Below are 24,863 nucleotides of genomic sequence, written 5' to 3'. Positions count from 1 at the left end.
CTGAGGTTTTCCTCATGTTTTGGATCACACCGAGCCGGCGCGTCGTGGCAGGTGTGACTGGTGGGGCGCCGCTCAAGTTGTAACTGATAGTTGCACACAGGATTGTTCACATGTGGGGACAACCTTTCCCCCAGTTCGTCATCTCACGGGACTTCTGTGCACGATTCAGCAGAAGAATGGCGAAGGCCCCGGGACCGAGGTCCCGGGGCCCTTCGTCGCAGTGAGTGGTCAGACGCCGCCGGTCAGCAGCAGCCCACCGTCGACGGTGAGGCACTGGCCGGTCATCCAGGCCGCGTCCTGCGAGAGCAGGAAGGTGGTGACGCCCGCGATGTCCTCGGGCTCGCCGAGACGCTTCAGCGGGTAGGCCGAGGCGACCTCCTCCTCGCGTCCCTCGTACAGCGCACCGGCGAACCGGGTCTTCACGACGGCCGGGGCCACGGCGTTCACGCGCACCGAGGGAGCCAGCTCGAGCGAGAGCTCCTTCGTGATGTGGATGACCGCGGCCTTCGACGCGCCGTACATGCCGATCATCGGGGCCGGCTTGAGACCGGCGACCGACGCGATGTTCACGATCGCACCGCCGTTGTCCTTGAGCGAGGCGTTGTAGGCCTTCTGCGCCCACGACACCGCGGCCAGCACGTTGACCTCGAAGATCTTGCGGCCCGCGTTCAGGTCCATCTCGATCATCGGGCCGTACGTCGGGTTGATCCCGGTGTTGTTCACCAGCAAGTCCAACCCGCCGAAGTGCTCGACGGCCTTCGCGACCGTCTCGTCCTGGTGGGCGGCGTCGTCGGCCGGACCCGCCACGTACGCGGCGTTGTCCGGGCCGAGCTCGGCCACCGCAGCCTCGAGGGCCTCGGTCTTGCGCGCCGTGATGACCACCTTCGCGCCGTCGTCGACGAGGCGCTGCGCGACACCGAGACCGATGCCCCGCGACGCGCCCGTGACGATCGCGACCTTGCCGGCGAAACGACCTTCCGTCACGAGAGGCGCTCCAGCACCATGGCCATGCCCATGCCGCCGCCGACGCACATGGACTCGACGCCGAACTGCTTGTCGTGCCACTGCAGCGAGTTGATCAGCGTGGAGGTGATGCGCGCGCCGGTCATGCCGAACGGGTGGCCGACCGCGATGGCGCCGCCGTTGACGTTGAGCTTGTCCATCGGGATGCCGAGCTCGCGGGCCGAGCCCCAGGCCTGGACCGCGAAGGCCTCGTTGATCTCGTACAGGTCGATGTCGTCGATGCCCATGCCGGCGTGCTTCAGCGCGGCGGGGATCGCCTCGACCGGGCCGAGGCCCATGATCTCGGGCGACAGGCCGGTGACGGCGGTCGACACGATGCGCGCGAGCGGGGTCAGGCCCAGCTCCTTGGCGCGGGTGTCGCTCATGATCACCACGGCGGCGGCGCCGTCGTTGAGCGGGCAGGCGTTGCCGGCGGTGACGGTGCCGTCGGGGCGGAACACCGGCTTGAGGCTGGAGACGGCCTCCATCGTGGTGCCGGCGCGCGGGCCGTCGTCCTTGCTCACGGTCGTGCCGTCGGGCAGCGTGACGGGCGTGATGTCCTTGGCCCAGAAGCCCTCCTCGATGCGCTGCTCGGTGAGGTTCTGGCTGCGGACGGCGAACTCGTCCTGCTCCTGGCGGCTCATGCCCAGGTGCTGCGCGACGTTCTCGGCCGTCTGGCCCATCGCGATGTAGAGGTCGGGCAGCTCGCTGTTGCCGCGCGGGTCGACCCACGTCTCGGCGCCACCCTCGGCACGCTTGGCGGTGCGGGCGATCGCGTCGGCGAACAGCGGGTTCTCGGTACCCGGGATGTCGGAGAAGCCGTTGCCGAACCGGCTCACGGTCTCCACGCCCGCGGAGATGAAGGCGTCGCCCTCGCCGGCCTTGATCGCGTGGAACGCCATCCGGGTGGTCTGCAGCGAGGAGGAGCAGTAGCGGTTGACCGTCACGCCCGGCAGGTGGTCCATGCCCGACAGCACGGCCACGGCGCGCGCCAGGTTGTGGCCGGCCTCGCCGGCCGGCTGGCCGACGCCGAGGTGCAGGTCGGTGAACTCCTTGCGGTCGACGCCGGGCACCTTCGCCAGCGCGGCCTCGATCATCTGGACGGTGAGGTCGTCAGGACGCATGTCCTTGAGCGAACCCTTGCCCGCGCGGCCGATCGGCGAGCGTGCGGTGGAGACGATGACTGCTTCGGGCATGTTGTTGCCTTTCGGTGTGCCGGCGGCGAACCGCCAATGACTAAGCGCTTGCTTAGTCTGTCATTCCTGCGTCATGCTGTCCACCATGACCACCGACTCGGCGACCGGTCGCGACCGCTCCGCCTCGACGCGCGAGCGCCTGCTGGATGCGGCCGTCGAGGCCTTCGCCACCTCCGGATTCGCCGGCACGACGACGCGCGACATCGCCTCGCGCGCGGGGATGAGCCCCGCGGCCGTCTACGTGCACCACGCGACCAAGGAGGATCTGCTGTTCGAGATCTCCCGGCGGGGGCACCGCTCGGCGGTCCAGATCATCGAGAAGGCCTCCCAGTCCTCCCCCGACCCGGTCGAGCAGGTCCGGAACATGGTGGCCGAGTTCAGCCGGTGGCACGCCGTGAACAGCCGCGTCGGTCGCATCGTGCAGTACGAGTTCGACGCGCTGACGCCCGAGCACCGGGCCGAGATCGCGGAGTACCGCCGGGCGATCGAGGCGCTCATGCGCGATGCGCTGGAGGCCGGCGTCGAGGCCGGCACCATGACGGTCTCGGACGCGAAGGGCACCGCGCTGGCGCTGCTGTCGCTCAGCATCGACCTCGTGCGCTGGTACCACCCGAGCGGCGCCACGACCCCTGACGAGATCGCCTCGCTCCACGGCGACCTGGCCCTGCGGATGGTCGGCGCCGCGGCCTGACCGCTCCGCCGAAGCGTCAACGACGCTCGATGGCCCCCAAGGGGGCCCGGCAGGCGAGCGCCACGACCGAGGCCAGACCCAGGACGGCCGCGCAGACCACGATGTTCCCGCGGCTGCTGATCACGTCGGCGAGGAATCCGCCCGTGGCCGTCCCGAGCGCCACCCCCGCCAAACCCCCGGTGGACCCCCAGGCGAAGACCTCCGTGACCCGGCCCTCCGGAGCCGCCCTCCCCAGGAGCTCGTAGAACGCGGCGAACATCGGCGCCGCCGGGAGGCCCGCGAGCACGAGAGCCAGGCCCAGGGTGAGTGGAGTGGTCGCCGCCGCGACGACCAGGTGCGTGAGCGCCAATGCGGCCAGGAACAGCGTCAGGCGCCGGGTGAGACGGCTCCCTCCCCCGGCACGCAGGTTGATGAGCCCGCCGGCGAGGCTCCCCGCGGACCACAGCCCGTAGAAGACACCGATCAGGTGCGAGGCGTCGAGCTGCGCGGAACGGCGCACCACCGCGACCTCGAGGATCCCGATCGCGATCCCCACCGTGAACGTCACGGCGACGAGGATCCACACCGTCGCCGGGAAACGGCTCGGGGTTCCCATCACCGGGCGGCTGGACCGTCGGGAGGCCGCACGGGACTCCGGGGTCAGGGCGAACACCGCGGTGAGCACCAGGATCAGGCCGGCCGCCAGGATCAGGGCTTCGTCCGTCCCTCGCACCGTCGCCCAGGTCACCACCGTCAAGGGTCCGAGGATGTAGGTGATCTCCTGCAGCGAGGCGTCCAGGGACAGCATCCGGCTCAGGTCCACCGGCCCCAGGCGCTCATTCCAGATCGCCCGAGCGCAGACGGCCAGAGGTGGCTGGGCCAGGCCCGTGGCCGCCGCCAGGGCCACCGGCACCGCGGGACCGCTGCCGTGTGGCAGGGCGGCCAGCCCGATCATCATCGTCACGGCCACCACGCTGACCATCGACAGCGGCACCGGCTGGCCCCACCGGTCGATGCTTCGACCGACGACCGGCGCCCCGACGGCCATCCCGAGCGCGAACGCGGCCGCCATCAGCCCGCTCACCGTGTAGCTGAGGCCCAGGCTGAGGCCGTGCAGCACCATCACCAGTCCGAGCGCGCCGGCCGGGACCCTCGCCAGGAAGCCGAGCACCAGCGTCCGGACGGCGGCAGTCGGCAGTCCGAGGATCTGGGCGGGCCCCGGGCCACGCACCTCGGTCATGACGACCTCGGTCGTCCGGTGCATCTCCCGAGGAGCACGGGTGACCGCATGATCGTCACCTGGCACTCCTCCTGAAGGCATCGTTTCCACGACCGGGTGAGCCACGTCACCCGTCGGTCGGGATCACCATACTTGAGTTCCGTTTCAACTTGGACGTCTTCCGGGCACGAAGAAAGGGCCCGCGACGCCGGGGGGATGCGTCGCGGGCCCTTTCGGACTGGGTGCAGGTCAGGCCTGCAGGACCGCCTCGGCGTTGATCTGCAGCGAGATCTTGTCGCCGATCATGACCTTGTCGCCCTCGAGCGGGATGTTGAAGTCGATGCCGAACTCCTTGCGGCTGATCTGACCGGTGGCCTCGACGCCGATGCGCGTGCCGCCCCACGGATCCTTGCCCTCGCCGAGGAACTCGACCGCGAGCTCGACGGGCTTGGTGACGTCCTTGATGGTCAGGTCGCCGGTGACGACGAAGTCGGTGTCGCCCTTGCGCACGACGCCGGTGGAGACGAACGTCATCGTCGGGGTGCTCTCGACGTTGAAGAAGTCACCCGAGCGCAGGTGGTTGTCACGGTCGGCGGTGCCGGTGTTGATCGAGGAGAGATCGATCGTCGCGGTCGCGGTGGACGCTGTGACGTCCTCGCCGGTGACGATGGTGCCCTCGAACTTCTCGAACTTGCCACGCACCTTGCTCATGATGTGGCGCACGGTGAAGCCGATCTCCGTGTGCGTGGGGTCCAGCTGCCAGGTGCCCGTGGTGATGTCGCTCATGAATTCTCCTGAAGTCTGTGGGTTCGATCATGCTGTTGATCGTTCAACAAGTTTGACTCTACAGCATGATTGAACTTTCAATCAAGTCGTTGAAGATGTAAACTAGTTCACATGAGTGATCTGCCCATCGCCACCGTCAACGACACGCGCTGGCTCGACGAGACCCAACAGAGCGCGTGGCGCTCGTTCCTGGGCGGCACGACCGTGCTGATGGACCGCCTCGACCGCGACCTGCGCACCGAGCACGGCCTCTCGATGTCGGAGTACGAGATCCTCGTGCGGCTCTCCGAGGCACCCGACCGGTCGATCCGGATGGCCGACCTCGCCGCGGCGCTGTCGCACTCGCGCAGCCGCATCACCCACACGATCAGCCGGCTCGAGCGCGACGGCATCGTCCTGCGCATCCAGTGCGGCACCGACGGCCGCGGCGTCACCGCCGTGCTCACCGACAAGGGGTTCGAGCTGCTCGCCACCGCGGCCCACACCCACGTGCGTGGCGTACGCGAGTACCTGATCGACCAGTGCTCCGACGAGGACCTCGCGGCCACCAAGCGCGTGATGGACGCGATCCAGGACGCGATCGGCGGCCGCGTCTTCTAGGTCGCCTTCGCCCGTTTCCCGGACCAAGGCTCTCCATGAGCCCTACCGTTCACCCATGAGCGCGACCCTCAGCCGGTGGTCCATCGTCGTCGCCGTGGTGGCCGTTCTGGGGGTGGCGGCTTGGGTGGGGGCTTCGGCGTGGCAGGCCTCCATGGTTGGCGTCTCCTCCACCGAGCTGGTCGAATGCGCGGACCCCGAGTCGATCGTCCCTGCCGGTGAACGGCTGCAAGCTGACACGGATCCTCAAGACCGGACCGATGCGAGCCAGGCAGTCTGGATGGATCAACGACTCGACTGCGTCCTGCGGACGCAGGTCGTCAGCTCCGCCGACGTCGCGATCGAGGTGGAGCGCCTGGAGTGGCCTCTGCTCGGCCCCGAGAGCGGCATGGGCGCGAGCCTGTCGTGGGCCGTCCAGGGCGGCCCGGAGCTCGTCCCGGATGCCTACGGAGGCAAGCTCGATGCCGTGTTCGACACGGTGGGCTTTGGCGCGATCGAAGCGGGCGAGAGCGAGCACTTCGCCGTGCGTGCCAGGTTCAACGGCACCTGCAACTCTCCCGGCGAGGGAGGGGTGGCGAACTCGCCCATCGCCACGATCCAGGTGCTCGGACTCAGCCACACGGTCCGCGCAACGGGACACGGCGTCGGCCTCAAGGTCGCCGACGGGACCGAGTGCGACGACACGGTCGACGCGTCCTGACCGCTCCGAACAGGTGCGGCCCCGGTGATTCTCCGGGGCCGCATGCGTGGTCGGTCAGTCGCGCGTCAGGCGGCGGTGCGTGACGCGGTGCGGACGGGCCGCCTCCTCGCCGAGGCGCTCGATCTTGTTCGCCTCGTAGGACGCGAAGTTGCCCTCGAACCAGAACCAGTGGCCCGGGTTCTCCTCGGTGCCCTCCCACGCCAGGATGTGCGTGGCGATGCGGTCGAGGAACCAGCGGTCGTGCGAGGTGACCACGGCGCAGCCGGGGAAGTCCAGCAACGCGTCCTCGAGGGACGACAGGGTCTCGACGTCGAGGTCGTTGGTGGGCTCGTCGAGCAGCAGCATGTTGCCGCCCTGCTTGAGCGTCAGCGCCAGGTTCAGGCGGTTGCGCTCACCACCGGAGAGCACGCCGGCCTTCTTCTGCTGGTCCGAGCCCTTGAAGCCGAACGACGCCACGTAGGCGCGGCTGTTCATCTCGAAGTTCGCGACCTTGATGAAGTCCAGGCCCTCCGAGACGACCTCCCAGACGTTCTTGCTCGGGTCGATGTTCGCGCGGTTCTGGTCGACGTAGCTGATCTGCACCGTCTTGCCGACCTCGAGCTCGCCCGAGTCGGGCTCCTCGTTGCCGGTGATCATCCGGAACAGCGTGGTCTTGCCGACGCCGTTGGGGCCGACGACGCCCACGATGCCGGCGCGCGGCAGCGTGAAGCTGATGTCGTCCCACAGGATCCGGTCCTCGAAGCCCTTGGTCAGGTCCCGCGCGTCCAGCACCACGTCGCCCAGGCGCGGACCCGCCGGGATGTTGATGTCGGTCGTGTCGATCTTGCGCGCCTTCTCCGCCTCGGCGGCGAGCTCCTCGTAGCGGGCCAGACGCGACTTGCTCTTCGTCTGGCGGCCCTTGGCGTTCGAGCGGACCCACTCGAGCTCGCGCTCGAGCATCTTGGCGCGCTTGGCGTCCTTCTGGCCCTCGATCTTGAGGCGGTCCTTCTTCGTCTCGAGGTAGGTCGAGTAGTTGCCCTCGTAGCCGTGGATCTGGCCGCGGTCGACCTCGGCGATCCACTCGGCGACGTTGTCGAGGAAGTACCGGTCGTGGGTCACGGCCAGCACGGCGCCGGGGTAGCTCTTCAGGTGACCCTCGAGCCACTGCACGCTCTCGGCGTCCAGGTGGTTGGTGGGCTCGTCGAGCAGCAGCAGGTCGGGCTGCTGGAGCAGCAGCTTGCACAGCGCGACGCGGCGGCGCTCACCACCGGAGAGGTTGTCGACGATCGCGTCGGTGGGCGGGCAGCGCAGCGCGTCCATGGCCTGCTCGAGGCGGCTGTCGATGTCCCACGCGTTCGTGTTGTCCAGGTACGTCTGCAGGTCACCGGTCTCGGCCATGAGGGCGTCGTAGTCGGCGTCGGGCTCGCCCATCTCGGCGTACGCCTCCTCGAGGCGCTTCATCTTGCCCTTGATGTCGGACACGGCCTCCTCGACGTTCTCGAGGACCGTCTTGCCCTCGGTGAGCGGCGGCTCCTGCTGGAGCATGCCGACCGAGGCGTCGGGGTCGCGCACGAGGTCGCCGTTGTTGGGCTGGTCGAGGCCGGCCATCAGCTTGAGCAGGGTGGACTTGCCCATGCCGTTGGGACCCACGACACCGATCTTCGCCCCGTGAAGGAACGAGAGGGTGACGTCGTCGAGGACGACCTTGTCGCCGTGGGCCTTGCGGACGTTGCGCAGAGAGAGAACGTAGTCAGCCATGATGTCCCCCAGCGTAGCGAGAACACCGGCACCCCGGCCGACCGGCAGCGGTCAGCGGCCGGCGGTGGCCAGGCCGTTGCGCCAGCGGTCGTACCGGTCGAGTTCGCTGCGCAGCCGCGCGACGACGATGCGCTCGGTGGTGCGGTTGATCGCCTCGGTGAGCTTCTTCTCGGCCCGCGCACCGGCCCGGCGCGCGCCCACCCCGCCCAGCCAGCGCGAGACCAGTGTCAGGATCACCCCGAACAGCAGTCCCCCGGCGACCAGCAGCAGCGGCAGGCTCAGGCCGAGGGGCCGCGGTGCGCCCTCCCACGGGTCGGGCTCCACCAGGCCGAAGATCGCGGCCACGGCCCAGGCCGCTCCGGCGATGACGGCGAGGAACGTGAACCACTGGAGGGCGCCGACGGCGGTCCACCACAGCGGCTGGCGCTTGATGCCCAGGTCGACCCCGGCCACGGCCTCGTCGAGCTCGTCGATCACGTCGCGGGCACCCTCGCCCACGATCGCGTCGATCACCGAGGCGCGCCAGGGGCGCGACATCCCCTCGGTGGCCACCTCGGTGGCCTCGCGCAGCGCCAGGTCGGCGCGGGCGCGCTGCACCGACGGCGAGATGGGCATGGTGTCGGCGACCGCGTCGCGTGCCGAGCGGCCGAAGCCGAGCTCGCGCAGCGGGTCGTGCCGCAGCCGTCCCACCCAGCCGATCAGCGGCCAGTCGGTGGCGACGACGGCACGGCGGGCCATCGAGTCCTCCACGGCGTCGGCGATCTGCGGCACGCCGGCACAGGCGACGAACGTCTCGACCAGGGAGTCGCGGACGGGGCGCTCGAGACCGGGCACCGGCTCGACTCCCCCGGCCTCGGCCAGCCGCCGGGCGACCTGCCGGACGTCGCCGACGAGGCGCGCCTGCGAGGCCCGCTTGGACTTGATGCGCCGACCGATCTCGGCCCGCAGCTCGGGCAGACCGGCGCCGGTGACGGCACTCGTGGCGATGACGGGAACGCCCGCGAAGCCCTCACGCTCGAGGATCAGCTCGAGGTCGTCCATGGCCATCTTCAGGTCGGTCTCGTTCAGCCGGTCGGCCTGGTTCAGCACCACCAGCGAGGCGTCCGCGTGCGTGGCCAGCGGCGTGATGTAGCGGGCGTGGATCGCGGCGTCGGCGTACTTCTGAGGATCGAGGACCCACACGAACAGGTCGGCGTAGCGCGCGACGTGGTCGACGACCTCTTGGTTGGCGGCGACGACCGAGTCGTGGTCGGGCAGGTCGAGCAGCACGAGCCCCTCGAAGGCGTCGTCGCGCGGGGCGTCGAGCACGCTGCGACGGGTGATCTGGTCGCGACGGGCGACGCCGATCCAGTCGAGCAGCTCGGTGGCGCCGGCCGGCCCCCACGCGCAGGCCAAGGGGGTGGAGGTGGTGGGCCGCAGGTAGCCGACCTCGGCCAGCTCGAGCCCCGCCAGGCGGTTGAACAGCGAGGACTTGCCCGAGCCGGTGGAGCCCGCGAGCACGACGACCGTGTGCTGGGTCGACAGGTCGAGACGCTCCTGGGCGTGCGTGAACGTGGCCTCGGCCGGACCCGCGAGGGCTGGATCGATCACGTCACCGGCGGCCTCGATCGCCGACTTCAGCGCGGTCACCCGCTCGTCGAGCGCGCTCATCGCGCCACCGCCTCGGAAAGTGCAGGATAGGCCGGTGTCGCGATTGGTGATCCGGAATGGTTCGCTCGCTGGCGCTCGCTCATCGGCTCCTCCTCCCCCGGGGGGCATCGACCGCGTCGACCGCCGACTGGAGGCGCCAGTGCGCGGCCTCGAGGGCGTCGGGGTCGGGCAGCAGGTCGAGGTAGCGCTCGGCCTCGGACTCCAAGAGGTCCTCCAGTCGACGGGAGAGGTCGCGCCCGGCCTGCTCGGCCAGCGCACGGACGGCCTGGTCGCCGAAGACGGCGTTGAGCACGGCCTGTCCGGCCGCGGCCGTGCCGCCCGCGATGCCGATCTCGGCGCCGGTGAGCCCGGCGGTGCCGGCGAAGACCACGACCATGAGCGTGACGCCCGTGGCGTTGACGCCGAGCGACAGCGCGCGGGCCTTGGACTTCTTGTCGGCTCCCTGCTCGGCCACGAGCTCGAACACCGCTTCGCGCCACTCGCGCGCGATGCGCTCGGCACGGACCCGCACGTCGCGGGAGGCGCGGTCGAGGCCGCGCTGGCTGTCGAGCAGGACGTGCCCGGCCTCGGAGGCGTCCCACGCGCGCGCGACCTCCTCGGCCGCACGCTCGGCGCGATCGAGGATCAGCAGGTGCAGGCCCGAGATGGCGGCCTCCTCGACCTCCTCCGGCGTGGTGGGCTTGCGCCGGAAGATCCGGTCGCGCCACGTGCCGACGGTGCGCTCGAGCTTGCGGAAGATCTCGCCGGAGCCGACGAAGTCCTGCCAGCGGGCCAGCACCTCGCCCCGCAGCATCGAGCCGTCGGTGGCGGCGGTCATCAGGTCGGCGTGCGAGGCCAGGTAGACCGACTCGACGTCCTTACGCAGCTGCGCGGCCGCGTCGACCTGGCGCGTGAGGGCCGTCTCGAGCACGCGGGAGGACTCGATGTCGTGCAGGATCGCTCCCTGCAGCGTCTTGAGGACGATCTCGCGGCGCTGGGCCTCGTCGTCGGCGAGCGCGCGCAGCCACGAGACGACCGGGGCGACGTCACCGGGCGGCAGGACGCCCTCGGCGTCGGGCGTGGACTCGGGCACCGAGAACAGCGCGACGTCGGCCAGACCGTGCTCGCTGAGCATCCGCGCGAGGTGACGGCGCACCTCGACGAGCGCCTCCGGCGACGTGCGGTCCAGCACCACGGCGATCGAGGCGCTCCGGTCGGCGGCCCGGCGCAGGTAGTCCCACGGGACCTGGTCGGCGTAGCGCGCCGCCGACGTGACGAAGAGCCACAGGTCGGCGGCACCCAGCAGCTGCTCGGCCATGTCGCGGTTGGTCTCGTCGATCGAGTCGAAGTCGGGGGCGTCGAGCACGGCCACGCCCGGCCACAGGGTGGAGCTGGCGATCTGGCGGATCGTGTTGGCGCGACGGCTGTTCGAGCCGGTGCGGACGACCTCGGGAAGGATCCGACCCGACCGGAACCACTCGGTGTCGGCGGGGTGGTGGACCAGCACCGGGGTGCGGGTGGTGGGGCGCAGGACGCCCGTCGCGGAGACGCGCCGGCCGACGATGGAGTTGACCAGGGTGGACTTGCCGGCACCGGTGGAACCGCCCACGACGACCAGCAGCGGCGCACCGATGTGCTCGAGCCGGGGTACGACGTAGTCGCCGAGTTGCTCGGCGATCTCTCGTTGCAGCGCCCGGTCGCGCTCGACGCCGGGCACCTCGAGTTCCAAGGGCATGGAGACAACGGCCGACGCCAACGCCGACAGGCCCTGGAGCAAACCGTTCTCGACCATGGCCTCGCGCTGGGGAATTGCGGTCGGCTCAGTCATCTCAGATCACTACGAATGGTAGTCGAGTCGACGCCCCCGGGCGTCCCATTCGACACTTGCGACACAGATCAGGAGACGTCGAGCGGACGCGCCTCGTCGACCAGCATGACCGGGACGTCGCGGCGGACCGGGTACGCGAGGGCGCATCCGTTGCACACGAGCTCGTCGGCCTGGGCGTCCACGAACAGGCCGGAGCGGCACTGCGGGCACACCAGGATCTCGACGAGGGCTGGATCGAGGTTCACGGGACCACCGTAGCCGAGTCCTCGCGCACCAGGCGCAGCACGGGCGACGCCTCGTCGGGGGTGTGCTCGGGGGCCGGGCGCCCGGCCTCGCGGACGGCCTCGGCGAGTGCGACCAGGTCGTCGTGCGTGGGCTCGGGCTCGGTGAACTCCGGGGCCAGCCGGACGACGCTCCACCCCTGCGGCGCGGAGAGACGCTCGGCGTGTCGCGAGCACAGGTCGTACGCATGGGGCTCGGCGTAGGTCGCCAGCGGACCGAGCACGGCCACCGAGTCGGCGTACACGTACGTCAAGGTGGCCACCGCGGAGTTCGGGCAGCCTGCGCGCGAGCATCGACGTTGCAGTCCCACGAGGGCGAGGTTAGCCCGCCGGCCCAGCCGCCGGCAGTAGGCTCACCGGATGGCCAGCGAACCCGGACCCGCACCCGAGGTCCACGGTCCCCGCCCCGGCCGGGCGCGCGACCGTCGCGGCCGCGGTCCGCGGGGCGTGATGTCGCTGCCCGGCCCTCTCTCGCCGCGCGGGGCGCCGGCCCACCGCAACCCCCGCGAGGCCTTCGACGACCTCGTCGCCGAGGTGCTCACCCGGCTCGACCACCACTTCGCGCGCGAGCCCGACCACGTCGAGGTCGTCGTCGAGGAGGCTCCGCTGCTGCCGCCCGGCTGGGACGAGCCGGTGCCGCGCAGCATCGTGAACACGGCCCCCGGTGGCTTCCGCATCGTGATCTACCGGCTCCCCGTGGTCGGCCGCTCCCGCACCGCCGCCGATCTCGAGGAGATGGTCTGGACCGTCCTGCTGACGCGGCTCGGCGAGGTCTGGCACCACGACCCCGAGGACCTCGACCCGCGCCCCTGAGCGGCGCTCAGCGCACCGAGACGCCCGGGGCGACCACCGAGACGGGCGCCGGGCGCACCGCCGTGGCGGCCACGCTGTCGCCGTCGGCCTGCCACGCCCCGGCCATCACCTGCTGACCCTTCTTGGGCGTCAGCACGAGGTAGGCCGGTCGGCCCTCGGGCGCCGGGACGAGCGCCGAGGCACCGGCCTGGAGCACCACCTGGCTCGTGCCGAGCGACTCCATCGAGGCCGAGAACGCCTCCACCTCGACCTCGGCCGCCTCCTTGCTCGTCAGCACGGTCCGCACCGCGGTGCCCCCGAGCCGGACGGGCACGATCGCGGGCCCGGCGAGCGAGGGAGCCGGCGCGATCCGCGCGACGTCGCCGTCGGTCTCGACCGTCGCCGAGGCCACCACGGGGAGGTCGGACGTGATCGACAGCGAGGCGCGCTCGAGATCGACCGAACCGGGGATCGCCACCACCCGCGTCGACTCGGGCTCGACCGCCACGTCCTCCAGCCCCTGGGCCGCGAAGGATCCCTCCGGGCCGCGCACCGCGACGGCGACGTGGGCCGTGGAGGTGCCGGGGTTGACCAGCGCGAGGCGCGTGCCGTCGCCCTCGGGCAGACCGGCCAGGACCTGCTCGGTGGCGGGACCGGGTGCCGGCGTGAGGAGGTCGGCACCGCCCGGACCCGCGTCGAGGGCCATGGCCGTGAGCGAGCCCCGCCGGCGGGACACGTGGGCCGCGACGGCTCCCTCGCCCGCGGCGACCTGGTCGACCTCGATCTCCCGCCGCTCCCCGGCCTCGACGACGAGGCCCGAGGTGTCGAGCGACTGGATCGGGCCGTTGGTGCCCCACCACGTCAGGTCGGCGACGGCGCGGTTCTCGCCGAGGTTGACCAGCGTGATCGTCGCGCCGGACCGTCCTCGGTCGCCGAGTCCGGTGAACCAGGCCTCGTCGACCACCGGCGGGCACGAGCCGAGCACGGCGTCGCCCCGCGTGGTTCCGGCGACGTAGCCGACCGAGCCGGAGCCCTCGCCGGACTGCTCGAGCACGAGGGCGTCACCGCCCGGCTCGGCCGTGCGCCAGCGATCGGCCTGCGCCCACACGGGGTCGGCGGCCGCCTCCTTCGGGATGGGCCGGGCCACGGCCTCGGTGCCGGGCGCGACCTGGCCGGCGGCCACGGTCCAGCCCGACTGCACGGGGCAGGCCCAGACGGTCTGGCGCACCTCCACGGTCTGGCTGCCCCCGGCGACGACGGGCGGCTCCGGCTCGGGCACGAACCAGACCGCTCCGACGAGCAGGAGCGCGATCACGGGAAGGATGTAGCGCACGGGGAATCGCGTGGTCATGCGTCGTCCTCCTCGTCGGGCGAGGGCGCGGAGGCCACGGTGCGGCGCACCGGCAGGGCACCCACGAACGCGCCGAGCCACGCCAGGACCCACAGCCCCGCGAGCCACGGGCGGGCGGGACCTGCCTCGGGTGCCGGCTCGGCCTCCACGTCGGAGGTCACCGACCACACCCGCGAGTCGGGCGAGTCGCTGCCCTTCGGGGCCAGTCCGGGGGCGGCGTCGATGCGGCGCGCGAGGTCCAGGTCCACGTCGGGCGCGTAGATGCTGTCGACCCCGAGCCGGGCCAGCTCGTCGACGTCGTCGCGCGTGGGCGTCGTGACGAGCGAGACGACCGTGTCGTGCAGCCGCTCCTCACGTTCGGCGGTGGTGCGCAGTGCCTCCGCGCCGAGGTAGGGGCCGGGGCCGACGACCGCGTCGGCGACGATGCCGGACTCGGAGTCGCCGGTGAGGACGACCGTCGTTCCGGGACGGGCCGCCAGGAAGGCCGGCACCACCCGGGCGTCGCCGGACTCGAGCGGGTCGTCGATCCCCCGGACGACGAGCCAGCTGCCGGCCAGGATCGGGAACGCGGCGAGCAGGGCGATCGCGGGGCGCCGCCAGCGGCGGTGGCGCCGGGTGCGCAGGACGGGCCACGCGAAGAGCACGGCGGTGAGCAGGCCGCCCAGCCACAGCCCGGCACCCAGCCCGGCCCAGGCCCGCACCGCGGGTGCACCGGGGAAGGGCACGTAGGTCGATACGGACGCGAGCAGTCCGGCGGCCAGGCCGACGACCGCGACGATCCAGGCGCCCGTGACCGAACGACGGGTGGCCTCGGGCACGAGCGCGGCGACGGCCAGCACCAGCAGCGGCACCGCGATCCACCACGGCGCGGCCCCGGGTCCGCCGCCCGTTCCGGTGACGACGTCCCACGCGGAGGCGGGCGCGTCGACGGGGTTGCCGGCCTCCCACCAGATGCGCCCCGAGAGGACGCGGTCGAGGAGCCACGGTCCGAGCAGCGCGGTGCCCACGACGGCGCTGAGCGCGAGGTACCGCGCGGCGGGACGCACCAGCAGGGCGCTGACCACGAGCGCCACGATCCCGAGCGCCCACGCGACGGGCGCGAACGCGGCGACGAGCGCGATCCACAGCCCGACGAGCACCGCTCGGGTCCACGTCGGCTCGAGCACGAGCCGCAGCAGGACGTTGGCGAACAGCGGAGCCACCACGAGCACGATGACCGTGCCGAGACGGCCGCCGGAGACCGCGCCGGTGACGGCGACGACGAGGCCGTAGGAGACGGCCCACGTCATGCGCACCCCGCGGTCGTCGCTGACGAGACGGCCGAAGCGGTGGGCGGTCAGGGCCGCGAACGGCACTGCCAGGACGGTGAGGATCCACGGGATCGCCCCGGGGGCGAACCACGCGAGCAGACCGACCGCGGCGAGCGGGACCACGTAGGCGGGCGCGACGTCGGCGCTGCCGAGGCCGACCGCGTGCGAGCGCTCGAACAGCAGGCCCCACCACGCCGTGATCGAGTCAGGGGAGGCGGGCAGGACCGGGCTGAACAGCTGGCCGGCGGCGACGGACCGAGCGGCGACGAGCGAGCCGACGAGGAGCACGATGACCCAGGTCAGCCACGGACGGCGGCGCCACCACGGCGGCTGGTCGACGACGACCGGATCCTCCTCGTCGTCCTCCGGGACGCCGATCGTGCGCAGCCCGAGCGACTCGACGGACTCGGGCCGCACGACCGCCTGCATCGTGGAGGCGGCGAGGTCGAGGCCGTGCTGGTAGGGCATCCAGAAGGGTGCGAACAGGTCGCCGAGCTCGCGGTTGGAGCGCCGGACCAGCGGCTTGCGGCGGCGGCGGGCGGCGATCATGGGACCCGGGTTCGCGAACACCGTGACCATCGCCATGATCTCGCCGCGCGCCGACCGCAGGTCCTTGCCGACGACGAAGCCGAGGAACCGCAGCAGTGAGCCGACGAACAGGCGGATGCTCATGGGGAGGAACCGCAGCGCGTCGCTGTTGGCCAGCATCGTGTGCAGCGCAGCGGCGCGGCGCTCGCCCGCGTGCTCGCGGACGCCCTTGCGCCGGACGCGCCGCTTGTTGCTGCTGGCCTCGGCGTGGAACACGATCGCTCGCGGCGCGGTGCGCACGCGGTAGCCGGCGCGGTTCGCGCGCCAGCCGAAGTCGATGTCGTCGAAGAACAGCGGGAGCCGGGGGTCGGTGCCGCCGAGGCTCTCCCAGACGTCGCGCCGCACGAGCATGCCGGCCGAGCCCACCGCGAGGACGTCGCGCGCGCGGTCGTGCTGACCCGCGTCGGGCTCGCCGGACTCGAGCATGGTCTCGCGCTGGCCGGTGCCGGTGACGGTGAGACCGACCTCCAGCAGGCGCTTCAGCGAGGGCCACTCCCGCACCTTCGGGCCGACGACGCCGATGCCGGGATCGGCGGTGGCCTCGTCGAGGAGTCCGGAGAGAGCGTCGGGATCGCAGATCTGGTCGTCGTGCAGCAGCCAGATCCAGTCGTAGGCCTCGGTCTCGGCCTCGAGCGCGGCAGCGACCTGCCCGCCGAAGCCGAGCCGCGGCGGTGCCTGCACGATCCGGCTCGCGCCGGCGTGGCCGGTCAGGAGATCGCGGGTGGCGGGGTCGCTGTCGTCATGGACCAGCACGAGGTGGTCGGGACGGTGGTGCAGCCGGTCGAGCGAGGCCAGGGTCTGGGGCAGCCACCGCGAGCCGCGGTGGGCGACGAGGACGGCGACCACGGTCGGGGGGCGCGAACGCCACGCCGCGACCGGCTCGTCCAGAGGCTCGTCGTCGTGCATGATCGCCACCCTAGGCGGTTGCCTCGAACCACCAGGTGTCGAAGGAGCGCTCTCGATCAGGCGCGCTTCTTGAGCTTGCGACGCTCTCGCTCGGACAGTCCACCCCAGATGCCGAAGCGCTCGTCGTGGGCCAGTGCGTACTCCAGGCACTCACCCTTGACGTCGCAGCTCAGGCACACACGCTTGGCCTCCCGCGTGGAGCCGCCCTTCTCGGGGAAGAACGACTCGGGGTCGGTCTGAGCGCACAGCGCGCGCTCCTGCCACATGAGCTCGGGGTCGTCGCCCTCGATCCAACCGACTAATGACATGTCTGTAATTACAGACGTCTGCCTGCCAAACGTCAAGCCGAATAGCAAATGTCAGGCATTCCTCGGCGTGTCGCGGCTCCAGGGACCGCGCTAGCGTCGAGGCGTGACCACGACTCTCGCCACCGTACTTCGCCCCACCCCCACCCCCGTGGTGACGTACTACGACGTCGGCACGGGCGAGCGCGTGGAGCTCAGCGGGGTGACGCTGGCCAACTGGGTCGCCAAGGTCGCCAACTTCCTCGTCGACGAGCTCGACGCCGGGCGCGGCACCCGGATCCGGATCGGCCTGCCGAGTCACTGGCTGCGCTACGTGTGGATCCTGGGCGCCTGGCGGGTCGGCGCGGTCGTGACCGACGACGCCGCCGACATCGGCCTGGCCGGACCCGACCTCGAGGCCGCCGAGCCCGTGCGGCTCGCCGCCTCCCTGCGTCCCCTCGGGGGCCGGTTCCCCACCGAGCCGGACGGCTTCCTCGACGTCGCGGTCCACGTCCCGTCGAGCCCCGACGTCTTCATCGACCTCGACCCGCCGGCGCCGGACGACCTCGCGCTCGACCTCGGCGCGCGCACGGCGACGCACGCCGAGCTGCTCGCGGGTCCCCGTCTCGCCGACCGGATCGTGCGCGAGCCGCAGCCGGTCGCCGCCGACGCCGCCGACCTCGCGGCGGCGCTCGCGGGAGGCGGCTCGCTCGTGATGGTCGCCGGCGGCGGACCCGACGACCTCGCGCGCATCGCGGCGCAGGAGCACGCGCGGCTCGGCGAGGAGGGACGGTGACCCGGACGGCGATGGTCGGTGCCCTAGACTCGACGGGGCATCCGGGCCGCCCGCCGATGCCCGCGACTCATCACGACAGGAACCACGCATGACCCCAACGGTCGACGACCCGCAGGCCCACGGCCTGACCCGGGTGGGCGGCCGACCCCCGCTGTCGGAATATCTGCGGGGCGTCGCGCAACGCAAGGACTTCATCGTCTCGCTGGCGAAGTTCCGCATCGAGGCCGAGAACCAGCGCCAGCGCCTGGGCATGCTGTGGATCGTCCTCAAGCCGATCCTCAACGCCGCCGTCTTCGGCATCGTCTTCGGCATCCTGATGGCCAGCACGAAGTCCGTCCCGGACTTCGTGGCGTTCCTGATCATCGGCGTGTTCATGTTCGAGTTCTTCTCCGCCTGCATGGGCAGCGGGTCGAAGTCGATCACGTCGAACCAGGCGCTCGTGCAGAGCCTCGCGTTCCCACGGATGGCACTGCCGATCTCGGTGGTCGTGCAGAAGTTCCTGCAGCTGGTGCCCACGATCGGGCTGCTGATGATCTTCCTGGTCGTCATGGGTCACCTGCCCACGTGGAACTGGCTGCTGATGCTTCCGCTGACGGCCCTGTACTTCCTGTTCTGCCTCGGCGTCGCCCTCATCACCGCGCGGCTCACCGTCCACCTGCCGGACCTGTCGAACCTGCTCCCGTTCATCACGCGGTTCTTCTTCTACACGACCGGCATCTTCTTCAGCTTCGACATCCGCTTCGAGGGCAACCCCTGGCTGCTGGACGTCGTCCAGTACCAGCCGCTCTACGCCTTCCTGAGCCTCTCGCGCGAGCTGCTGCTGGACTCGGACCCGCTGTACGACGTGCGGATGCAGTTCTGGCCCATCATCGCCGTCTGGTCGATCGGCCTGCTGGTGATCGGCACGGTCTTCTTCTGGGCCGCGGAGGAGCGCTATGGTCGCGTCGACTGAGTCCCCCGAGACCTCCGGCACCGACGAGGAGCGTCGTCCCGTCGTCGTCGTGCAGGACCTGCACGTCGAGTACCGCGTCTTCGCCACCGGCAAGCGCGCCACCGATGCCGACCGCGGCGGGCTGCTGCGCCGCGCCAAGCGCACCCGCACCGTGCACGCCCTCAAGGGCATCTCGTTCACCGCGTACGAGAACGACAGCATCGGCGTGATCGGCTCCAACGGCTCGGGCAAGTCCACCCTGATGCGCGCCATCACCGGACTCACCCCCGCCACGCGCGGCGCCATCTACGCCAGCTCGCGCCCGAGCATGCTCGGCGTGGGGGCGGCCCTCATCAAGCCCCTGTCCGGGCAGCGCAACGTCATCCTGGGTGGCCTGGCCCTGGGCTTCTCCAAGGCCGAGATCGAGGAGCGCTACGAGGAGATCGTCGACTTCGCCGGCATCCGCCCCTTCATCGACCTGCCCATGCGCACGTACTCCTCGGGCATGACCGCCCGCCTGAAGTTCGCGATCGCCACGATCCGCAATCACGAGATCCTCATCGTCGACGAGGCGCTGGCCGTGGGCGACCGAAAGTTCCGCAAGCGCAGCGAGCAGCGCATCCGCGAGATCCGCGACAACGCGGGCACGGTATTCCTGGTGAGCCACTCGATGCAGTCGATCCGCGACACGTGCAACCGCGTGATCTGGATCGAGAAGGGCGAGCTGATGATGGACGGCGACCCCGACGAGGTCATCGCCGCCTACGAAGAAACCCGCTGACCCAGCCCCCGCGCGCTCACCGCGAGTGCGTCAGCAGGACGCGGCGAGGTCCTCGGTGTTGTTGGCCTCGGTCGGCGACTTCGTGGTCGGCTCGGTGGTCGGAGCCGCTGTCGTCGCCTCGGTGGCCGGCGTGGCCGTCGTCGGCGACGACTGCTGGGCCTGCTTCTTCTGCTGGCGCTCGCTCTTGGCCACCAGCTTCGCCACGTCGGCGCGGATCTGCTCGAAGTTCGGCGTGACCGTGGAGTACTCCGGCGGCACCACCGAGAGGGTGGCGATCTGGCGATCCTTGGCCTTGAGGGCCAGATCGCCGAAGGCGCCCAGCTCCGAGGCGGGGATGTCGGTGCTGAGCATCTGGGCCGAGCTCGTGGCGATCTTGCCCGCGTTGAGCACGACCTGCTCGGGACTCAGCTGCTCGAGCATCGCCTGCATGAGGCACTTCTGGCGGCCCATGCGCGTGTAGTCGTCGGACTGCACGCGGCTGCGCCCGTACCAGAGCGCCTCCTTGCCGTTGAGCTTCTGCTTGCCGGGCTGGATGTACACCTGCTTCCAGGCGTCGTCCTTGCCGAACATCGCGATGGGCTCCTTGATGTCCATCGTCACGCCGCCGGTGGCGTCCACGAGGCTGGAGAAGCCCTTCATGTTCACGAGCACGTAGTAGTTGACCTTGAGCCCGGTGACGCCCTCGACGGCCTCGAGCGTGGCGTCCAGTCCCGGGTCCTTGCTCTTGGGGTAGAGGTCGGGACGGCCGGACGCGGCCGTGTGCACGGCGTTCAGCAGGCACTCGGACCCGCAGTTGTAGCCGTAGGGGTAGACCGCCCGCATCGGGGAGCCCTCCGGGAACGGCACGTTCTGCAGGTTGCGCGGCAGCGACACCATCACGGGCACGCCGGTCTCGGCGTCGATGCTGACGAGGTTGATCGAGTCGGGGCGCAGACCGGTGCGGTCGTCGCCGGAGTCGGCGCCGAGCAGCAGGATGTTGTAGCGGCCCTGGAGGGGCGACTTCACCTCGGTCTCGTGGAAGACCTGCTCGACGACGTCCTTCGACGCGGTCACGGTGTTCCAGCCCAGGTAGGTGGTCGAGGTGACCAGCGCGACGATCGTGACGTTGATGACCGAGATCACCCCGAGGCGCCACCAGCCGAGGCTGCGGACGAGCGCGAGGCGCCACGCGTCGACGAACAGGAACATCCACCCGATCGCCAGGACGAGGCCGGCGACGCGGGCCACCTGCAGCACCGACGGATCGGTGAGCCAGTCGATGACCTGCGCGCGGTCGGGGCGGAACCGGAACCACATCACGAGCCCGGCGGTGATCGCGGCGACCCACAGGATCATCACGACCGCGCCCAGGCGGCGGGCGCCGGCGAGGAACTGGGCGATGCCCGGCCACACCACGGTGCCCAGGATCAGCAGCAGCGCACGGCGCAGCCCACCCCGCTGCGCGACCCGGGTGGGTCGTGTTCCCAGAGCGCTCACGCCGTTCCCTCTCCTGCCGACCGGTCGCCTGCGTGCGACCGACGCCCCATTAAACCCTCCGGTTCCCAATGACGGGACATCGTGGGGTGGGGTCAGCAGCTCGCGTCGAGATCGGCGCTGCGGTTCGCCTTGCGCGGGTCCTTCTTCGTCGCCTCGCCGCCGACCTCGATCGGGGGCAGCTTCGCCGTGACGAGGGCCGACTTCTGGACCTCTTCGCGGGCCTCGGAGCTGCCCACGGCGTCCGAGACGAGGCGGCGGACCTTGTCGTAGTCGGGGTTGCCCGTGTAGATCACCGGCGGTACCAGCGAGACCGACGAGATCGGCTGGGACTTCGTCTTGAGCGCGAGATCCATGAAGACGCTGAGGTCCTGGCGCGGGATGCTCGTGTGCAGCATCGCCGAGCTGGAGGTGGCGATGTCCTGCATGTTCGTGATGACCTTCTGCGGGTTGAGCTGGCGCACCATCGCGTTCATGACGCACTTCTGGCGGCCCATCCGCGACCAGTCGTCGTTCTCCACGCGGGACCGGGCGTACCAGAGGGCCTTGTCGCCCGACAGCTTCTGCTCCCCCGCCTCGATGTACCCGCGGATCGGCGAGCCGATGCCGCCGATGGCGGTGCGCTCGCGCACGTTGATCTCCACGCCGCCGACCGCGTCGATGAGCTTGGAGAAGCCCTTCATGTTCACCAGCGCGTAGTAGTTGAGCTTCAGGCCCGTGATCGTCTCGACGGCGTCCATCGTGGCGTCGATGCCCGGCTCCTTCGAGTCGAACAGGTCGGCGTGGTCGTTCGCCCACGTGTTCACGGCGTTGAGGTAGCAGCCGTCGCAGTCGAACCCGTTCGGGAACTCCTGGCGCATCGGCGAGCCCTTCGGGAAGGGGACGTTCTCCAGGTTGCGCGGCAGGCCGATGAGCACGGCCTTGCCCGTCTCGGCGTCGATGCTGGCGACGTTGATCGAGTCGGGGCGCATCCCGGAGCGGTCCTTGCCCGAGTCGGTGCCCATGAGCAGCACGTTGTAGCGGCCGTCGTGCGGCTTGGAGACGGTGTTGGAGGCGAAGACGGTGTCGGTGAAGCCGTTCATGACCGACACGGTGTGCGACGCGAAGAACAGCACGGCGGCCGTGCCGACGACGAGCGCGGCGTGGAAGGCCGTGGAGATCGCCAGGTGCTGGCGCGCGAGCTCGCGGGGGCGACCCAGTCGCCACGCGTCGACGATCAGCGCGACCCAGCCGATCGCGAGTGCCACGAGCAGCCAGCGGCCCAGGCTCAGCAGCGCGGCGTTGGTGGCCAGCGAGAAGACGAACTGGCGGTCCGTCATCGCGAGCGCGACGCCGATCACGAGGACGGCCAGCACAGCGAGCCAGATCCTGATCGCGATCCGGCCGACGCGCTTGTTGCCCTGGACGAGCTGGGCGGAGCCGGGCATCACCAGGGTCATCGCGGCGAGGGTCAGGGCGCGCCGGAATCGGATCCTGGCGGTGGCGCTCGCCGGGTCGGCGTAGGTGCCGCCCAGGGCGCTCGTGCGGTCGTGGTGCATCGGTGTCCTCACGGTGGGGAAGTGTCCGTAGGTTTCCTCAGTATCAAGCGCGCCCGGGCCATCCCCGGGAGGACGCGCCGATGCCCGGCCGAGGGAATCGCCACGTGGCGCCACGCGGTACCTTCACCCCATGCCCCCCTCAGGTCCCAAGGATCCGGACGGATACGACTGGCTGTACCAGGACGAGTCCGGTCGACCCGCGTCGCGCCCGTCGGCCTCCGGCTCCGCGGTGCCTCCGCCGAACCTGCCTCCGCCCGGGTCCGGCAAGCGCGGGGCGGAGCCCCCGAAGGAGCCCAAGCCCCGCGGCCGGCTGCGCCTGCTGTGGCTGATCCTCGTGGCCTGGATCGCCTTCCTGGTGATCGTCCCGTTGGTCGCGTGGTCGAAGGTCACGAAGGTCGATGCCACCCCCGACGGCGAGCGCCCGCAGGACGAGGCCACCACGTGGCTGCTGGCCGGAACCGACAAGCGCCCCAAGGACAAGTCCCGTGGTCGCACCGACACGATCCTGCTGCTGACCTACGGCGGTGGCGGACCGTCCGTGCTGACCTCGATCCCTCGCGACTCGATCGTCGACATCCCCGGGCACGGCCGCACGAAGATCAACGCGGCCTATGCCTTCGGCGGCCCGCCGCTGCTGGTCGAGACCATCGAGAGCGAGACCGGCCTGCGGGTCGACGGGTACACCGAGATCGGCTTCACGGGCCTCGAGGACGTCGTCGACGCCCTGGGCGGCATCGAGGTCTGCCCGAAGGACGACATCAAGGACAAGGACGCGAAGCTCGACATCAAGAAGGGCTGCCAGGAGGTCGACGGCAAGACCGCCCTGGCGTACTCCCGCTCCCGCAAGGCGTTCGCGAGCGGCGACATCGCCCGTGGCCAGAACCAGCGCGAGGTGATCGGCGCGATCGGCGACGCGGCCCTGTCCCCCGCCACCGTGCTGAACCCCTGGACGTTCACCCGGGTGGCCACCACCACGGCCGAGTCGATCGCCGTGGGCGACGACGTGTCGATGTTCTCGTTCGCCCGCTTCGCGTGGAAGCTCGGCAAGGCCATGGGCGGCGACGGGCGCAGCTGCACCGTGCCCATCGCGGACATGTCGGTGCAGTGGGACCGCGAGCGAGCCGTGGAGTACTTCGGTCACCTCAAGAACGGCACCACCGACGAGCTGGGCGACCTGTGCACCAAGGACGGCCTGCGGAGCTGAGGCTCAGCCCGCGAACGCCGTCTCGGTGAACGCGGCGACGTGCTTGGCCGAGCGGTCGATCACATCGGTGTGCTCGGCTCCGCGGTACCGGCGGTACGTCAGGTCGAGCCCGCGTGCGCGGTAGGCCTTGGCCAGGGAGTCGGTCAGGACCTGCGGCACGACGCTGTCGGCCGTGCCCTGGACGACGAGGATCGGCCCGCGGATCTCGGGGAAGCTGGGGTCATTGGCGTCGAGCTGGCCCCGGATGAGATCGGCATCGGCGTTCCTGGCAGCGAACCTCGTCATGGGCGCGACGCCGAAGCGGTCCGCGGCGAGCAGGTCGACGAGGCAGTCCTTGCTCACGCGGGGGTAGAGGGCGACGCCCTTGTCGTTCAGCAGCTTGCCGACCGGGATCTGGCCGGGGTAGGCCACCTCGAGCCCGCGCAGGATCATCGCGACGAGCGCGGCCGGCACGTCGACCTCGCCGGACAGGCCCACCTCCGCGGCCAGCGACATGTGCGACGGCGGCGCGAAGGCCAGCGTGCCAACCACGTCGAGCTCGCGGGCGTAGTGCGGCGCCATCGAGCTGGCCCACAGGGCCGCATGCCCTCCCTGCGAGTGGCCGGCCGTCATGACGCGCTCACTGACGTCGGCGTCCAGCTGGCGGGCAGCGCGCACGATGTCGAGCACGGCGCGGCCCTGGGACGCGCCGATCAGGTACGGGTGGTCACCGGGGGTGCCGAGACCCTCGTAGTCGGTGGCCACGACCACGTGGCCGGTGTCGATCCAGCGCTGGAGCCGGGTGGTCGAGGTGCCGATCGCGGCGGGGTCGGCGATCGAGGAGTCGGCGCGCGTGGGGGCGCACTGGTCGGCGATGCCCGTGGTGCCGTGGGCCCACGTGACGACGGGCCAGCCACCCTGCGGGGCGGGTCCCTCGGGGATCGCGACGAAGCCCGAGGTGGCCACGGTGTCGCCCTCCACCCCCTGCTGCGCGTAGAGGACCAGCTGGACGTCGGCCTGCTCCAGTCCCATCGCGCCCTCGAGCTCGCGCGACCAGATGAGGTCGCCGTGCGTGTACGAGGAGAGGTCGGTGGGCGGGGTGTAGAACGCCGCGTCGGCCGGCGCCGCGAGCGGCTCCTCCTCGCTCGTGCACGCCGCGGCCGACAGGAGCAGGGCGGCACCGGCGAGGACCGAGCCGAATCGACGAATCACGCCGTCATCGTACGGGCGCGAGCCGCACACGCGGGCCCGATCGAGGGGACCACCCCGCGGGCGGGCCGGTGCC

At 71.0% G+C, this 24,863-nt stretch carries 23 protein-coding genes; 8 read left to right on the top strand and 15 right to left on the bottom strand.

The features are described from left to right. Nucleotides 1-228: 228 nt before the first annotated feature. Nucleotides 229-984: an SDR family oxidoreductase gene (locus B2363_RS15895; protein WP_286931423.1), complete on the bottom strand. Its 756-nt coding sequence runs from the start codon at nt 982-984 to the stop codon at nt 229-231. Next, nucleotides 981-2,198 (bottom strand): acetyl-CoA C-acetyltransferase, encoded by a 1,218-nt coding sequence (locus B2363_RS15890; RefSeq protein ID WP_286931422.1) that lies wholly within the window; start codon nt 2,196-2,198, stop codon nt 981-983. The genes B2363_RS15895 and B2363_RS15890 overlap by 4 nt, the downstream gene beginning before the upstream one ends. An 85-nt stretch (nt 2,199-2,283) precedes the next feature. Between B2363_RS15890 and B2363_RS15885 the strand changes: the two genes are divergently transcribed. Continuing rightward, nucleotides 2,284-2,889, top strand: coding sequence for a TetR/AcrR family transcriptional regulator (locus B2363_RS15885; protein WP_206679940.1), 606 nt, complete (start codon nt 2,284-2,286; stop codon nt 2,887-2,889). 16 nt (nt 2,890-2,905) lie between these two features. Here the strand turns inward: B2363_RS15885 and B2363_RS15880 are convergent, their stop codons facing one another. Together B2363_RS15880 and B2363_RS15875 are read right to left on the bottom strand one after the other, a co-directional pair. Further along, a complete protein-coding gene (locus tag B2363_RS15880; RefSeq protein ID WP_286931420.1) occupies nt 2,906-4,108 on the bottom strand; it encodes an MFS transporter in 1,203 nt (400 codons plus the stop codon). A gap of 228 nt (nt 4,109-4,336) precedes the next feature. After that, on the bottom strand, nt 4,337-4,873 hold the full coding sequence (locus B2363_RS15875; RefSeq protein WP_078700156.1) for a YceI family protein: 537 nt from the start codon (nt 4,871-4,873) through the stop codon (nt 4,337-4,339). Nucleotides 4,874-4,984: 111 nt separating this feature from the next. On the opposite strand from B2363_RS15875, the gene B2363_RS15870 reads away from it, so the two are divergent. Both B2363_RS15870 and B2363_RS15865 read left to right on the top strand, forming a co-directional pair. Then, the gene (locus B2363_RS15870; protein ID WP_181752613.1) at nt 4,985-5,473 is read left to right on the top strand and encodes a MarR family winged helix-turn-helix transcriptional regulator; all 489 of its coding nucleotides are present in this window, start codon (nt 4,985-4,987) and stop codon (nt 5,471-5,473) included. A 55-nt stretch (nt 5,474-5,528) separates the two neighbouring features. Continuing rightward, nucleotides 5,529-6,170 carry a hypothetical protein gene (locus B2363_RS15865; RefSeq protein ID WP_286931411.1) on the top strand — a complete coding sequence of 214 codons (642 nt, stop codon included), beginning with the start codon at nt 5,529-5,531 and terminating at the stop codon, nt 6,168-6,170. 54 nt (nt 6,171-6,224) lie between these two features. On the opposite strand, the gene ettA is transcribed toward B2363_RS15865, so the two are convergent. The 5 genes from ettA to B2363_RS15840 form a co-directional block, all read right to left on the bottom strand. Further along, nucleotides 6,225-7,907 carry an energy-dependent translational throttle protein EttA gene (gene ettA, locus B2363_RS15860; protein WP_286931409.1) on the bottom strand — a complete coding sequence of 561 codons (1,683 nt, stop codon included), beginning with the start codon at nt 7,905-7,907 and terminating at the stop codon, nt 6,225-6,227. A 51-nt stretch (nt 7,908-7,958) separates the two neighbouring features. After that, nucleotides 7,959-9,557 carry a GTPase gene (locus B2363_RS15855; protein ID WP_286931407.1) on the bottom strand — a complete coding sequence of 533 codons (1,599 nt, stop codon included), beginning with the start codon at nt 9,555-9,557 and terminating at the stop codon, nt 7,959-7,961. A 79-nt stretch (nt 9,558-9,636) separates the two neighbouring features. Next, nucleotides 9,637-11,364 (bottom strand): dynamin family protein, encoded by a 1,728-nt coding sequence (locus B2363_RS15850; protein ID WP_286931405.1) that lies wholly within the window; start codon nt 11,362-11,364, stop codon nt 9,637-9,639. A 68-nt stretch (nt 11,365-11,432) separates the two neighbouring features. After that, entirely contained in the window at nt 11,433-11,609 is a 177-nt protein-coding gene (locus B2363_RS15845; protein ID WP_181752621.1) for a Trm112 family protein, read from the bottom strand. Further along, nucleotides 11,606-11,956 carry a DUF3499 domain-containing protein gene (locus B2363_RS15840; protein WP_286931403.1) on the bottom strand — a complete coding sequence of 117 codons (351 nt, stop codon included), beginning with the start codon at nt 11,954-11,956 and terminating at the stop codon, nt 11,606-11,608. The genes B2363_RS15845 and B2363_RS15840 overlap by 4 nt, the downstream gene beginning before the upstream one ends. Nucleotides 11,957-12,005: 49 nt before the next feature. On the opposite strand from B2363_RS15840, the gene B2363_RS15835 reads away from it, so the two are divergent. After that, a complete protein-coding gene (locus B2363_RS15835) occupies nt 12,006-12,458 on the top strand; it encodes a metallopeptidase family protein (protein WP_286931401.1) in 453 nt (150 codons plus the stop codon). Between the two features lie 7 nt (nt 12,459-12,465). Here the strand turns inward: B2363_RS15835 and B2363_RS15830 are convergent, their stop codons facing one another. The 3 genes from B2363_RS15830 to B2363_RS15820 are packed head-to-tail and all read right to left on the bottom strand — an operon-like array spanning nt 12,466 to nt 16,900. Next, nucleotides 12,466-13,788 carry a DUF5719 family protein gene (locus B2363_RS15830; protein WP_286931398.1) on the bottom strand — a complete coding sequence of 441 codons (1,323 nt, stop codon included), beginning with the start codon at nt 13,786-13,788 and terminating at the stop codon, nt 12,466-12,468. Next, nucleotides 13,785-16,592, bottom strand: a complete 2,808-nt coding sequence (locus B2363_RS15825; protein WP_286931396.1) for a glycosyltransferase family 2 protein — start codon at nt 16,590-16,592, stop codon at nt 13,785-13,787. Before B2363_RS15825 ends, B2363_RS15830 begins: the two co-directional genes overlap by 4 nt. Nucleotides 16,593-16,648: 56 nt before the next feature. Next, nucleotides 16,649-16,900 (bottom strand): WhiB family transcriptional regulator, encoded by a 252-nt coding sequence (locus tag B2363_RS15820; RefSeq protein ID WP_146828372.1) that lies wholly within the window; start codon nt 16,898-16,900, stop codon nt 16,649-16,651. Between the two features lie 103 nt (nt 16,901-17,003). Between B2363_RS15820 and B2363_RS15815 the strand changes: the two genes are divergently transcribed. The 3 genes from B2363_RS15815 (at nt 17,004) to B2363_RS15805 (ending at nt 19,384) form a co-directional block, all read left to right on the top strand. Next, nucleotides 17,004-17,672, top strand: coding sequence for a TIGR03089 family protein (locus B2363_RS15815; RefSeq protein WP_286931391.1), 669 nt, complete (start codon nt 17,004-17,006; stop codon nt 17,670-17,672). Between the two features lie 88 nt (nt 17,673-17,760). After that, nucleotides 17,761-18,624, top strand: coding sequence for an ABC transporter permease (locus B2363_RS15810; RefSeq protein ID WP_181752633.1), 864 nt, complete (start codon nt 17,761-17,763; stop codon nt 18,622-18,624). Further along, a complete protein-coding gene (locus B2363_RS15805) occupies nt 18,608-19,384 on the top strand; it encodes an ABC transporter ATP-binding protein (protein ID WP_286931388.1) in 777 nt (258 codons plus the stop codon). The genes B2363_RS15810 and B2363_RS15805 overlap by 17 nt, the downstream gene beginning before the upstream one ends. A 30-nt stretch (nt 19,385-19,414) precedes the next feature. Here the strand turns inward: B2363_RS15805 and B2363_RS15800 are convergent, their stop codons facing one another. Continuing rightward, nucleotides 19,415-20,860: an LCP family protein gene (locus B2363_RS15800; protein ID WP_286931386.1), complete on the bottom strand. Its 1,446-nt coding sequence runs from the start codon at nt 20,858-20,860 to the stop codon at nt 19,415-19,417. Between the two features lie 92 nt (nt 20,861-20,952). Continuing rightward, nucleotides 20,953-22,407 (bottom strand): LCP family protein, encoded by a 1,455-nt coding sequence (locus B2363_RS15795; protein ID WP_286931385.1) that lies wholly within the window; start codon nt 22,405-22,407, stop codon nt 20,953-20,955. 118 nt (nt 22,408-22,525) lie between these two features. Here B2363_RS15795 and B2363_RS15790 point away from each other — a divergent pair, with 118 nt between their 5' ends. Next, a complete protein-coding gene (locus B2363_RS15790) occupies nt 22,526-23,599 on the top strand; it encodes an LCP family protein (protein WP_286931384.1) in 1,074 nt (357 codons plus the stop codon). 3 nt (nt 23,600-23,602) lie between these two features. Here B2363_RS15790 and B2363_RS15785 read toward each other — a convergent pair whose 3' ends face one another. Beyond that, a complete protein-coding gene (locus B2363_RS15785) occupies nt 23,603-24,790 on the bottom strand; it encodes a lipase family protein (protein ID WP_286931383.1) in 1,188 nt (395 codons plus the stop codon). Nucleotides 24,791-24,863 lie beyond the last annotated feature (73 nt).

Origin of the sequence: Aeromicrobium sp. UBA7512, assembly GCF_002476985.1 — a bacterium.
GTDB lineage: Bacteria > Actinomycetota > Actinomycetes > Propionibacteriales > Nocardioidaceae > Aeromicrobium > Aeromicrobium phoceense.
This window is presented reverse-complemented; position numbering and strand designations above follow the sequence as displayed.